The sequence below is a fragment of the Vibrio sp. 11-4(1) genome (assembly GCF_013048625.1).
GTDB classification, from domain to species: Bacteria; Pseudomonadota; Gammaproteobacteria; order Enterobacterales; family Vibrionaceae; genus Vibrio; species Vibrio diabolicus.
Genome location: NZ_VHSY01000006.1, coordinates 398,385 through 410,815, shown reverse-complemented (window position 1 = coordinate 410,815; position 12,431 = coordinate 398,385). Strand labels below are relative to the sequence as shown.

Genomic DNA, 12,431 nt, shown 5'->3' with positions numbered 1-12,431 from the left:
AGAACGTGAAAGCCACTAACTGAAAGGTGTAAACACGAGCGCCAAAACAGATAAACACAAAAACTTATGACCTTTGATGTCAAACCCGTACTAACGCCCTGTTAAGGTGTGAGCAACGCAATACCGAAGCTCCTGCATACCACCTTAAACACCAAACGCAACGCATAGTGAAAATGCCAAGCGTTGCGAATCACTCTTAAACAGATTGTTATGCATATTCTGTCGGCAGTCGATAACCATTTTTAATGCAATTAGATAGTTGAGTATGAACAAATTCTAATTCTGCAACTATTGGGGTTAGTTCGTATCTATTGCCAAGCAATACAAAAATTCTTGGGTTAATGTAAAAACCTCTGAAAATATGAAGTGGCACGTCCGATTTTGGTGGCTCTGCTGCAATATCCAATGGAATAAACTGTCCAACATGATTTTGGGTAAGATAACAGTCCAATTTCTCGTCAAAGTGCTCTAAATGATCCCTTAGTTCTCGACTTTTCAATGCACTATCTTCACTGATACGTAGTGATTGCCTTAGTTTTCTACTTCTCTTTTTATGTACGCCTTTGGTGCCTTTACGTATAGACCAAAAATACTTCGAAATAGAAGCGGCTTGCTGAATAATGTTTTGTAATTCTTGAAACAGTACTTCTGGAGCAAGCTCATGAGCTTTCTCGTCATTTTCGACAACAAGTCGAATCCACTCTCCTACTTTATAAACGGAGTCCAAAGCTGAGTTTGTATGACCATACAAACACTCGATATAAAAGGCTTCGTTTGTAGGATATATATCGAAATCGTCTTCCATTTTTCCCTCATATGCATAACGCCTTGTTAAGGGGTGAAGCACGCAACACCGATGCTACCGCATACCGCCTTAATCACTAAAACCAACGCATAGTAAAAATGCCACGCGTGCTGAATCCCTCTTGAACAATTTGTTAGCCCGATACCCGACTAGTATATATAACCTAACCAGTCTATATGACCAACTGCCCAAGTTTTACCGCTAATCGGTTTAACATACAAATCATCAACTTGATCAACTGCAACGCCGTAATTCTTATGTTCATGTATTCGCAACCAAGAGCTTAAAGAACTAAGACGAAGATAACCATTAGCCGTATAAAAAGCATCTAAATCGGAGATTAGAATAATAAAGTCGACGTCTTTGCTTGAAGCATACTCGCTGAGTTGAGACAACATGGCAGTACCAATACCATTTCTTTGAGATGATTGTTCAACACAGAAGTCACTAACGCCCAATACTTTATAAATTTCATCGCCGACGCTGACAACTCTGTAGTCCAGTCCCATGTAACCAACCAGTTGATCATCTCTGTACTTTAAAGCTCTCATATGGGGGAGTTGCTTATAGTAAGAACGAGTTACTTGATGTTCAGGAAATGACTTGTTTCTGAGAACTTCAATTGAATTATGCTGCTCTTTAGATAACTCTATTTCTGGGTAAATATCCATATTTGACCTTTGAGGGCTAACGCTTTCTATACGGCAATTTGCCTCCTTTCTGGCAAGCTACCGCCCTCTTTCTGATCAAAAGCGCTATGAATCGTAGCACCTATATACATGAAACAAATAGAAAAACAGTATGAATATGTGTGGTCGCGCGCGCAATTAGACGGCGCAATACACGCTAATTACAAAAGAGGTGATAGATTAAGGAGACTGTATAAATAAACAGGTTATTTTTATCATGAAAAGTCAGTTTTTACTTAGTGTAAAAGAGCACATGCTTACTCGTCATTATGCGAATAAAACCATCGAAAGTTATCTATTTTGGATAAAACGCTTTATCACTTTCCACCAGCTTGCCCACCCTTCGACACTAGCAGAAGATGATGTCGTTCAGTTCCTGAGTTACTTAGCGGTAAAAGAAAAAGTTGCGGTAAAAACGCAAGCTTTGGCACTGAACTCAATATCATTTTTATATCGTGATTATTTCAAAACTCCACTATCACTTGATATGAGATTTCAGAAATCCCTGACCGAAAAGAAACTTCCCGTTGTATTAACTAGGGAGGAGATCCGACGATTCGTTCAACATATCGACCCGAAGTATAAACTCCATATTCAGCTGCTTTATGGCTCAGGGCTTCGAGTCATGGAGTGTTTACGCTTAAGAGTTCAGGACATCGATTATGATTATGGCGCAGTTCGTGTTTGGCAAGGAAAAGGAGGTAAAAATCGTACCGTAACGTTAGCAAAAGAGTTACATGAGCCGCTTAAAGCTCAGGTTAACTTAGCAAGAGATTACTATTTTAAAGATAGGCACATGCGTGGTTATGCGGGCGTATACATCTCTGAAGGTTTACGACGTAAATACCCAAAAGCGGAGCTAGATTTTAACTGGCACTTTTTATTCCCATCAACAAAGTTAAGTACAGATCGGGACACCGGAGAGCTCAGAAGGCATCATATCAATGAAAGTGCAATACAAAGAGCGGTAAAGCGCGCTGCAACGGATGCGTGTATCGAGAAAACAGTAACATGCCATACACTCAGGCACAGCTTTGCCACGCATTTATTGGAGTCTGGTGCTGACATTAGAACAGTACAAGAGCAGCTTGGTCACACCGATGTAAAAACCACCCAAATCTATACTCACGTTATCGAGCGCGGGGCTGGCGGCGTGTTGAGTCCATTATCCAGCCTTTAGAAAAACAAAGCCACCTCGAAAAGGTGGCTTGCTGTATAACTCGCTATTGACGAACACCGAGTTTCACATTGCCTTTTGAATCAAACCAAAGCGCTTGTGAACGGCGACGTCCAATCAATATTGGACCATCATCATAAAAGAGAAAGTTCTTCCAATGCTTTTTAAAAATCGACCACTTAGTTTCGATGACATTGTACTTCTCGTAGCAAAAGTAAACGGTTACATCGTCTTGCCAATCGATATGTGCTTCTACTTCCGCTGGCATGTCCGGATCATCCAACTCCCACGCAGCCATCCAATCAACGACTTCAGACCAGTTCGCCTCATTCATTGGCCAATCTTGGGAGCTAAGTCGATCCATATCGGGGCTTTGAGCACTAATATTTTCTTTCCAAAATTGTGCTGAACGAGCTTGGCTCATCGGCTTAATAAAAGCCAAATCTTCTTTTGGCACAGGCATCGACTGATGCGTAAAAATCCATTTTCTCTGGTATTCATCCAAAGGCAAATAAGACATTCAGTCTCCTTTATTACGATTTCAGCCAACCTTTCTCTGTGGCTTCTTCTATCAACTCTTTCGCTTTGCCCCATAAGGTAACAGAGCCAAATTCAATTCGTTTATTAATGGTAAGTGCTTGTTCACGAGAAACGCCATGCTCCTTCCAACTCTGACCATTATTATGGTAGTTCAAGAGCATTGGAATTAACCGATCGAGTGCTTTTGCATACTTAGCATCATCGGTCTGCGCGGCTTCAAATTCATGCCAAAGCGCCAATAACTCTTGCTCCTGATCGCTGGGTAACATACCAAACAAGCGTTCTGCCGCTCTAATTTCTTTTTCTGCCTGCTCTTGAGACGCGGCAGTATCATAAACAAAGGTATCCCCCGCGTCGATCTCTACTACGTCATGTATCAATAACATTTTCATCACTCGGCAAATATCAACAGGTGCATTTGCATGCTCTTCCATCAATATTGCCATCAGTGCGACATGCCAACTATGCTCACCACTATTTTCGAGACGCCCTTCAGCACTTTTAACTCGGGTTCGGCGCAAAATACTTTTGAGTTTATCGAGCTCGATTACAAGTGCTAATTGCTTTTCCAATCGCTCCATACTATCGCCCTTCTGGTTGCCAATTCGGATTAATAAGTGACGTTAGAACGTGGTCTTGCCATTCACCATTAATCAAAAGGTAATCTTTTGCATACCCTTCTCGGTTGAACCCTACATGCTCTAGCACAGCTTCACTACGTTTGTTGTGAGGCATGTAGCCGGCTTGAATACGATGTAACTTCTGCACGTTAAACATGTAGTCGCAAGCCATGGTTAATCCACGACGCATATAACCATGCCCTTGCGCTTTTTCAGCGAGAGAGTATCCGACGTTACAAGAATAAAAAGGGAAACGACTCAAATTACTAAAGGATATCGTACCTAGCATTTCACCCGAAGAGGCTCTGACCAAGAGGCAATAATACCCCAACCCCATTCGATGCAGCTCATTGAGCTTGATAAGCTTTTGCAACCAACCGTTCACTGAGAAAAAAGCTTCTTCACGTTTCGGTTCAAATGGTTTCAGATATTCTCGGTTCGCTTGAAAATACTCGGCAATCATATCTGCGTCACCGATTTCAGCAGTACGCAGAAGCAAGTCACCGTCCAACTTATGAACGGCGATAGATGAGCTGTTATCTTCCATTACAAATGATTAATTCCGTCTTTTCGTTCAATTCGATTAATTCTTACGTATACCGTAATCACGCAGTTTATTAGCGATTGAGGTATGCGATACATTTAAGCGCTTAGCAAGCTTGCGGCTTGATGGGAATGACTGATACAAACGTTCCAGAACTTGAGATTCATAATCACGCATGATCTCATCCAATGAACCGTCGATGTTAAGAGTCGCACTACCAGCGCCGACTGATTGAGGCTGAGGTAAATTGAAGTGATCCGCGTTTAGTATACCACCATCCATTTCTGTGAGCGCTCGAAGAACCATGTTATCCAGCTGGCGCATGTTTCCTGGCCACTGATAATTTGCAAGGGCATCAACTAGACCATCATCAAACTCTGGCTTATCAATCCCAAGCTGTTGAGCATGTTTTGCCACAAACAACTCAAGCAATGGTGCAACGTCGTTTGAGCGCTTACGTAACGGAGGAATGCTCAGCGTAAGTACGTTGAGACGATAATACAAATCTTCACGGAACATACCCGCTTCAGAAAGCTCGGCAAGGTTATGTTTTGTTGAAGCGATGATGCGAACATCGACATGCATCTCATCTTCTGCACCAACACGACGGAAATTACCATCCTGTAGAAAACGTAACAGCTTGATTTGAAGATGCGAGCTCATTTCACCGATTTCATCAAGAAATACCGTACCGCCATTTGCTTGCTCAAAGATGCCTTTGTGACCTTGTTCATGATTAAATGAACCCGGCGCATGACCAAAAAGTTCGGTTTCTGCTACATCGTCAGGCATCGAAGCACAACTCAAAACTAAGAATGGCTTGCTCGCACGACTAGAACGGCTGTGGCAAGCTTTAGCAAGCATTTCTTTACCGGTCCCCGTTTCGCCCTCAATCAACAGTGGCTGGTCAAGCACAGACAGCTTCTTCGCTTGGTTCATTAGCGCTTTATGACGATTCGATATTCCAACAAAGTGCTCAAAACCCAGAGGATTATGCAGCGGTAGCGATTCTTCAATTCTGGCAACTTGCTGACTAGAGCGAATCGTCATCAGTGTACTCGCTAGAGTGGAGTTTTGCGCTTCGTCTCGGATATAAACTGGCATCAACTCAAGAACATAGTCCAAGCCATCAATCACAAGGTTTTCCCGCGTTCTGCCATTCACACCTTCAGACCAACGAGAGAAACGAACACTTGGTAACAAAGCACCGATTTGAGTACCAATTACTTCTTGCTTGTGAAGACCAAGCAATGAAAGTGCAGACATGTTTGCCATGTCTACGGCACCTTTAAGGTCGATGGCAAAGACCGGATCGGGCAAGTTATCAACTAGCGAGAGCAGCTCCGTATTGTGGCGCTCCATCGGCATAAACTGGATTTTACGTACGTCTTTCACCCCCGGGATACGGCGGATTTCAGCCATCAGCTCACTAAACGTATCAAAATCAATATCTGGGCAATTCAAATAGATAATACCGCTAATATCGATTTCGATACCACGCAAGTCGATGCTTTTAGACGCTAAAATATCGAGCAGTTCTCGGGTCAAGCCGAGTCGATCTTCACATAAGACTTCAAGACGCACTGAAAATATCCCAATTCACGACTGTCAGGAAAAGTTGACAGTAGTTTCTATCATGCTTGGAATGGCGTCAAGCAATCCTATCCATCAAAGTTGATATTCGTTACGGTTTCATCGTAATTGATGCAACTTTCGCCGCCACAGCCTTGCGTATGGTGCCCAATTTAACCTGACGGTCAGGATACCATGGTAGTGGACGCAATAAGGTCATCGCTTTCAAGCCCAAACGTGCCGTTAGAATACCAACACCTAGCCCCTGCCCCGCACGAGCAGAGACTTTGCCAGCAAGGTCCATCGACATCAAGTCCATACTGGCATCAATAGCTAGCTCACTGGCACCAGCCGCCGCCATATTGACAAATACCGCTTTTAGTAGCTTGATGCGAGAGGCGTAACCTAGCTCTACCCCATATACTTTGGAGAGGTTGTCGATCATTTTGAAATTTCTCCACGCCACCAGCAACATATCAGCGGCAGCCAGAGGGCTCACAGCAACTAGGGCCGCACACTCGGTTGCGTGCTGCGATACGATTTTCGTTGCCAACTTGTCTTGTTGGCTCACAACCATCGAGTCATACATATCAAGGATTTCAGCATCACTATGAGCTGGGTTAATGCTGTTCTGCCAACGATCAAAGCCCGGGTTCTCTGCCATCACGCCACTTTGTTCTGCCACTGTTTCGCAAAAGGCTTTCCCTTTCCCCACACTCTCACTATTAACAAGTGCTTCGGCTTCTTCTTGAACACTAAAATGATTTCGTAGTTTGCGCAGTTTCCAAAGCTCTTTACCCATCGCCCCTAAACCAAGCGAAGCGATCGCAGCAATAAACCCCGTCCAGCTTAAAGCCAGCCAATCAGAAGTTTGAATTGCGGTTATAACCGAGTCCACCGCTTGCCAGCCAACCAAACCAGCAAAGGTGGCAAATGCGCCAGTCGCAAGCCATTTTCTGCCCGGTTTTGGACGAATGACATGCTCGAGTTGCAATTCCTGTTCGGTCTCCTGGCGCTCTTCTTTAACTTCAACAGGTACGAATGTTTCTTTTTCGCCGAATGTTTGCTGCGCCGTCAACTCCGGTTGATTCGATTGCTGCTCTTTTTCCATCGCCTTTTCAGAGAAAACTTGTTTTTGCTTCAACTCACTCATTTCAATTTATCTCCAATCAGGTAATCCAGTGCTTTGTCTAAGCGTATGTGCTTCACTGGCTCATCATTCGGTGAGGGCATTGGACGGAATGACGTAAAATCAAACCCGTTGTTTTGCCAATAAGCCGCATTTGGTAGTTTTTTCGGCACTTCTCCCGGGAACATCGTCATCGGCTCACCATCCAACGTCGTACCCTGTAACGCCGGAATCGTCTTATCTCCAGAAGAAATAAATCCCGTCGTGGTTGATTGGATAGAAGCGATACTCATGCAACTCATCTCGATATTCTCGTAGGCTGCGGTTTGCCACGCTGGATGCACCATTTGTTGTAGCAAAGACACTAAATTGGGATGCTGATCGGGCGTTATGTGATCCGCTTTTGTGGCAGCAAACAGCACTTTGTCGATTTTTGGTGAGAACAAACGACGTAAAAAGCTACTGCGACCATAACGAAAGCTATGCATGATCTGCTCTAGCGCTTGGCGCATGTCGTAAAACGCTTCATCGCCGGCATTGAGAGGCTGCAAGCAATCCACAAGTACAATCTGGCGATCGAAGGTCGCAAAATGATGCTTATAAAACGCTTTCACTACTTTCTGTTGGTATTCCTGAAAACGCGCTTCGAGCATCGCCAAGTTGCTGCCCTTAAGCGCCTTGCTTTCCGAATCAGCACGACACGGGAAAAACTGTAGCACTGGCGCGCCTGCGAGCTCACCAGGTAATACAAATCTTCCTGGTTGTACCCAATGAAGACCTGCGCCTTTACAGGCATGAAGGTACTCGGTATATGTGTGCGCAACTTTCTCGAGTAGTTTCTCGTTCACTTCAGCAGAAAGATCCACCTTTTCTAATTCAGACAGCCAAGCTTTGGCTAAATCGCCACGCTGGCCTTTAAGTGCATCAAACTGAGTTTGCGACCACGTCGCAAAGTCCATATCCAATAAAGGCAGATCGAGCAGCCACTCTCCTGGATAGTCGATAATATCAACATTTAAAATTGCGGCTTTACTCAACAGCTTTTTAGTCGTTTTATTTGGTTTGTACTTGAGCGCTAAGCGAATCTCACTCACATCCCGTGTTGGTACTGGCCATTGAGGTGGGGTCGCATGGATCTGGCTCATCGCTTCGTCGTAAGCGAAACGTGGCACCATCATATTCGCTTGAGGTTCACGCTTCGCTCCAATAAGACGCTTATCTCTGGCTGCAGTCAAAAGAGGCAAATTATCATGGGTAGCGGTATGGAGGAGCTGATTCACTAATGACGTGATAAATGCCGTCTTACCGGCACGAGAAAGTCCGGTGACGGCAATTCGAACATTGGAGTCCATACCTCTGTTGATAAAGTCATTAACTTCTTTCTTTATTCTCTTCATTACGCTTCTTTATCTTACTCCACTTTAAAACAACGTTGTCAGCGACTTCGAATTTCGATCTATGAATACTGTTCTATCCCGAATTCTATGAGTTTAACTTTATATACCTTAATAAAAGATGAACAAAACATCCGGCTTAATGCTGTATTAAAAAAAGAAAAGCCCCTGAGTGGTTCAGAGGCTTACTTAATCTACAGCATTAGTAACTCTATATGCGCTGATTACTATGTTAAACAGGAACCCGCTTTCTTTAAGCCTAGTCGTCTTCGATCAACTTATAGATAACAAATAGAGCGATTTCTAAAATCAACCACAACACACACGTGATGGTCACGTACTTCTCATCAAAGATGCTGATGCCGTGAAGGATCAAGTCGTAGCCAACAAAGCCACCTACCACTACAGCAAGAATAATTTGTAGAATCTGAATAAAACGAGGCATGCCGTCTCCTAATTAATGTTCGCATAACGTTTGATTGCTATGCCCTGAGGTTTATATCTACATTATATAGACAAAAAGTGCAGTTTTCGCTGCACTTTTGTCAAATGTTTGCTAGGTAAATCAGCACCTTGTCACATTCTCTCTCCTGAGACAATGTAAGATTACCGTTTGCCTTACGCTTCCATCTCTTGGATTTTCACTTTCCAAGTGTCAGGACCGATTTGGTGCGCGTTAACGCCATTTGAGTCTACAGCCACTGTTACTGGCATATCTTCAACTTCAAATTCGTAAATCGCTTCCATACCTAAATCTTCAAATGCGACAACGCGAGCTTTCTTGATCGCTTTCGCAACCAAGTACGCAGCACCGCCGACAGCCATTAGGTAAACCGCTTTGTGATTCTTGATAGATTCAACCGTTGCAGGGCCACGCTCAGCTTTACCGATCATGCCCATGATACCTGTTTTTTCTAGCATCATATCGGTGAATTTATCCATACGCGTTGATGTTGTTGGGCCAGCAGGACCAACGACTTCATCACCAACTGCATCGACAGGGCCTACGTAGTAAATGAACTTACCGTTTAGATCTACGCCTTCTGGTAGACCTTCGCCATTATCTAGCATGCCTTGAATACGTTTATGCGCAGCATCACGGCCAGTCAGAATTTTACCTGATAGAAGAACGGTTTCGCCTGTCTTCCACTCTTGTACTTCTTCTTTAGTAATCGTGTCTAAGTTTACGCGACGCGTGTTTTCTCCCGCTTCCCAAGTAATGTCTGGCCAATCTTCTAGTTTAGGTGGCGTGAGCTCTGCTGGGCCGCTGCCGTCAAGCGTGAAGTGCACGTGACGAGTCGCCGCACAGTTCGGGATCAAACAAACAGGCTTAGAAGCCGCGTGCGTTGGCGCCGTTTTGATCTTAACGTCGACAACAGTTGTCAAACCACCAAGGCCTTGCGCGCCGATACCAAGTTTGTTCACGCGATTGAAGATATCAAGACGAAGCTCTTCTTCTGCGTTTTGCGGGCCACGGTCAATAAGCTCTTGAATATCGATGTGTTCCATTAGAGATTCTTTTGCCAATACTGCTGCTTTTTCAGCCGTACCGCCAATACCAATGCCAAGCATGCCTGGTGGACACCAGCCCGCGCCCATTGTTGGTAGCGTTTTCTCTACCCACTCAGCAATATCGTCAGATGGGTTTAGCATCACCATCTTAGTTTTGTTTTCACTACCGCCGCCCTTCGCTGCGATCTGAATTTCAACTTTATCGCCCGGAACCATGTTGATGTGTACGACAGCAGGCGTGTTGTCTTTGGTATTAATACGTTTACCGGCAGGATCCATAAGTACTGACGCACGCAACGGGTTGTCTGGATTCGTATACGCTTGTCGAACACCTTCATCTACCATCTGCTGAACCGTCATGTCGGTTGAGTCCCATTGCACGCCCATACCGATGTTGACGAAACACGTCACGATACCAGTATCCTGACAAATTGGTCGGTGACCTTCTGCGGACATTCGGGAGTTAATTAGGATCTGAGCAATCGCGTCTTTAGCGGCTTGGCTCTCTTCGCGGTGATAGGCTTTTTCAAGAGCTTGAACAAAGTCTAGCGGGTGGTAGTAAGAAATATACTGTAGCGCATCAGCGACACTGCTGATCACATCCTGCTTGCGTATTACCGTCATTACATGCCTCGTTATAGTTATGCTTCCATTATTGGCTTGGCTTCAATCGTGTTTGTTGAGCTTATTGCTCTTTTGAGCTTCGTTTTTTATAAACAATTGTCGAACGGCTGATATCGACACACGAAACGCTGAAGTCGCCTACTTGTAAACCATCTCAAAACCCTATGAATAGAGGGAGTTTGGCTATACAGAGGAATATGATACTCTTGCTGCCCATGACATGCCATGCAGTGAACGATCTCTTTGTCACAAATTACACAAATGAACAACATGGACAATCAATTCATTGATTTTAAAGCGCTGGAATATGCACCAGAGTTTGCTCTTCACCTCTTTTCTCGCATTCAACACCAGCCTTGGGCGATGTTGCTGCGTTCTGCATCAGAAACGCATATCGATAGTCGCTTCGATATGTTGGTTGCCAACCCAATTGCAACGTTAGAAACCACTGCCGAAAGCACACAAGTTGAAACACCATCGAATGCCTATTCAACTCAAGATGACCCATTCGCGCTGCTTCATCAGTTGCAAGAACAGTGGCTTCCTCACGTTGAGTTAAATAAAGAATTGGATTTGCCTTTTGTCGGCGGAGCGCTCGGTTACTTCAGTTACGATTTAGGTCGACGCGTAGAAACGATGCCAGAACTGGCCGAAAAGGACCTCAACACGCCGGATATGGCGGTAGGTCTGTATGAATGGGCCGTCGTTGTTGACCACAAGCTTAAAAAAGCCTGCCTAGTCGGTCAGAATATCGAGCAAGCTTGGCAATGGTTAGACGAGCAAGAAGCAGAGCAAAGCGTAGACTTCGCTCTGTCTGGTGATTGGCAGTCAAACATGACGAAAGAGAGCTACGCTACTCGCTTTGACAAAGTGCAAGAATACTTGTTGAGCGGTGACTGCTATCAGATCAATTTGGCGCAACGTTTTAACGCACCGTATCAAGGCTGTGAGTGGCAAGCGTATCTAAAATTAGAGTCCGCCAACCAAGCGCCATTTTCCGCTTTTATCCGTATGCCAGAGTCTTCGATTTTGAGTATCTCTCCAGAGCGCTTTTTAGAACTCAAAGATCGCGTCATTGAAACGAAACCAATCAAAGGTACTCGCCCACGCAGCGAAGATCCAAAACAAGATAACGCTAATGCCCATGACTTGCAGACAGCGGAAAAAGATCAAGCAGAGAACCTGATGATTGTCGATTTGCTGCGTAATGACATTGGTCGAGTTGCGTCACCGGGGAGCGTTCACGTGCCAAAGCTGTTTGAGATTGAAAGCTTCCCCGCAGTGCATCACTTGGTGAGCACCATTCGTGCGACGTTGGATGAGCAATACTCTCCTGCGGATTTGCTGCGAGCGTGTTTTCCAGGCGGTTCAATTACCGGCGCACCTAAAGTTCGCGCAATGCAGATCATTGAAGAATTAGAGCCGCATCGACGCAGCGCGTATTGCGGCAGTATTGGCTACATTTCTCGCCATGGTCGTATGGATACCAGCATCACCATCCGCACTCTCGTAGCGGAGAATCACAAACTGTACGCTTGGGCAGGCGGCGGCGTCGTTGCGGATAGCGATTGCGCTTCTGAATATCAAGAAACGTTGGATAAGCTCTCAAAGATTTTGCCAGCGCTGCAATAGTAGGTTTCGCCAAATGGCAACGGTCTATGAATCCTGCTAACGAAAACAAGCTAAAACGCCTCCAGTACTGAGAATGCCGCTCGTTTAACAGCGAGTGGCATATTTCTGTATCTCGTCATCCTGTACCGCGACGAAGGAACGTGATACAGGCTCTTCTATCTGAGCACTTTATGGTCAAATTTGTTTCATTATC

General features: G+C 44.7%; 12 protein-coding genes. 2 read left to right on the top strand and 10 right to left on the bottom strand.

The genetic code is table 11. The features are described from left to right. Positions 1 to 208: 208 nt before the first annotated feature. Positions 209 to 805: a hypothetical protein gene (locus FKN16_RS14840; RefSeq protein ID WP_170903016.1), complete on the bottom strand. Its 597-nt coding sequence runs from the start codon at positions 803 to 805 to the stop codon at positions 209 to 211. Positions 806 to 954: 149 nt separating this feature from the next. Then, entirely contained in the window at positions 955 to 1,476 is a 522-nt protein-coding gene (locus FKN16_RS14830) for a GNAT family N-acetyltransferase (protein ID WP_170903015.1), read from the bottom strand. 235 nt (positions 1,477 to 1,711) lie between these two features. Here FKN16_RS14830 and FKN16_RS14825 point away from each other — a divergent pair, with 235 nt between their 5' ends. Next, positions 1,712 to 2,674, top strand: a complete 963-nt coding sequence (locus FKN16_RS14825) for an integron integrase (protein ID WP_170903014.1) — start codon at positions 1,712 to 1,714, stop codon at positions 2,672 to 2,674. A 43-nt stretch (positions 2,675 to 2,717) separates the two neighbouring features. Here the strand turns inward: FKN16_RS14825 and FKN16_RS14820 are convergent, their stop codons facing one another. The 8 genes from FKN16_RS14820 to FKN16_RS14785 all read right to left on the bottom strand — a co-directional run bounded on the left by FKN16_RS14820 (position 2,718) and on the right by FKN16_RS14785 (position 10,606). Beyond that, on the bottom strand, positions 2,718 to 3,191 hold the full coding sequence (locus FKN16_RS14820) for a DUF2947 domain-containing protein (RefSeq protein WP_046876177.1): 474 nt from the start codon (positions 3,189 to 3,191) through the stop codon (positions 2,718 to 2,720). Between the two features lie 13 nt (positions 3,192 to 3,204). Next, on the bottom strand, positions 3,205 to 3,792 hold the full coding sequence (locus FKN16_RS14815) for an HD domain-containing protein (protein WP_170903013.1): 588 nt from the start codon (positions 3,790 to 3,792) through the stop codon (positions 3,205 to 3,207). A 1-nt stretch (position 3,793) separates the two neighbouring features. Further along, positions 3,794 to 4,378 carry a ribosomal protein S5-alanine N-acetyltransferase gene (rimJ, locus tag FKN16_RS14810; RefSeq protein WP_005396929.1) on the bottom strand — a complete coding sequence of 195 codons (585 nt, stop codon included), beginning with the start codon at positions 4,376 to 4,378 and terminating at the stop codon, positions 3,794 to 3,796. A 36-nt stretch (positions 4,379 to 4,414) separates the two neighbouring features. Beyond that, positions 4,415 to 5,959 (bottom strand): transcriptional regulator TyrR, encoded by a 1,545-nt coding sequence (gene tyrR / locus FKN16_RS14805; RefSeq protein ID WP_047009953.1) that lies wholly within the window; start codon positions 5,957 to 5,959, stop codon positions 4,415 to 4,417. 100 nt (positions 5,960 to 6,059) lie between these two features. Continuing rightward, the gene (locus FKN16_RS14800) at positions 6,060 to 7,100 is read right to left on the bottom strand and encodes a TIGR01620 family protein (protein WP_046876179.1); all 1,041 of its coding nucleotides are present in this window, start codon (positions 7,098 to 7,100) and stop codon (positions 6,060 to 6,062) included. Further along, entirely contained in the window at positions 7,097 to 8,473 is a 1,377-nt protein-coding gene (locus tag FKN16_RS14795) for a YcjX family protein (RefSeq protein WP_170903012.1), read from the bottom strand. The genes FKN16_RS14800 and FKN16_RS14795 overlap by 4 nt, the downstream gene beginning before the upstream one ends. Before the next feature lie 256 nt (positions 8,474 to 8,729). Further along, positions 8,730 to 8,915 carry a hypothetical protein gene (locus FKN16_RS14790; RefSeq protein WP_012841654.1) on the bottom strand — a complete coding sequence of 62 codons (186 nt, stop codon included), beginning with the start codon at positions 8,913 to 8,915 and terminating at the stop codon, positions 8,730 to 8,732. 173 nt (positions 8,916 to 9,088) lie between these two features. Further along, a complete protein-coding gene (locus tag FKN16_RS14785) occupies positions 9,089 to 10,606 on the bottom strand; it encodes a fumarate hydratase (protein ID WP_005376905.1) in 1,518 nt (505 codons plus the stop codon). Between the two features lie 270 nt (positions 10,607 to 10,876). Here FKN16_RS14785 and pabB point away from each other — a divergent pair, with 270 nt between their 5' ends. Then, a complete protein-coding gene (gene pabB, locus FKN16_RS14780; protein WP_170903011.1) occupies positions 10,877 to 12,238 on the top strand; it encodes an aminodeoxychorismate synthase component I in 1,362 nt (453 codons plus the stop codon). Positions 12,239 to 12,431 lie beyond the last annotated feature (193 nt).

Coding starts and splice junctions, on each gene's coding strand:
- FKN16_RS14800 (WP_046876179.1), bottom strand. CDS start 7,100: ATGAGTGAGTTGAAGCAAAAACAAGTTTTCTCTGAAAAGGCGATGGAA.
- FKN16_RS14820 (WP_046876177.1), bottom strand. CDS start 3,191: ATGTCTTATTTGCCTTTGGATGAATACCAGAGAAAATGGATTTTTACG.
- FKN16_RS14785 (WP_005376905.1), bottom strand. CDS start 10,606: ATGACGGTAATACGCAAGCAGGATGTGATCAGCAGTGTCGCTGATGCG.
- pabB (WP_170903011.1), top strand. CDS start 10,877: ATGGACAATCAATTCATTGATTTTAAAGCGCTGGAATATGCACCAGAG.
- FKN16_RS14825 (WP_170903014.1), top strand. CDS start 1,712: ATGAAAAGTCAGTTTTTACTTAGTGTAAAAGAGCACATGCTTACTCGT.
- rimJ (WP_005396929.1), bottom strand. CDS start 4,378: ATGGAAGATAACAGCTCATCTATCGCCGTTCATAAGTTGGACGGTGAC.
- FKN16_RS14790 (WP_012841654.1), bottom strand. CDS start 8,915: ATGCCTCGTTTTATTCAGATTCTACAAATTATTCTTGCTGTAGTGGTA.
- FKN16_RS14830 (WP_170903015.1), bottom strand. CDS start 1,476: ATGGATATTTACCCAGAAATAGAGTTATCTAAAGAGCAGCATAATTCA.
- FKN16_RS14840 (WP_170903016.1), bottom strand. CDS start 805: ATGGAAGACGATTTCGATATATATCCTACAAACGAAGCCTTTTATATC.
- FKN16_RS14795 (WP_170903012.1), bottom strand. CDS start 8,473: ATGAAGAGAATAAAGAAAGAAGTTAATGACTTTATCAACAGAGGTATG.
- FKN16_RS14815 (WP_170903013.1), bottom strand. CDS start 3,792: ATGGAGCGATTGGAAAAGCAATTAGCACTTGTAATCGAGCTCGATAAA.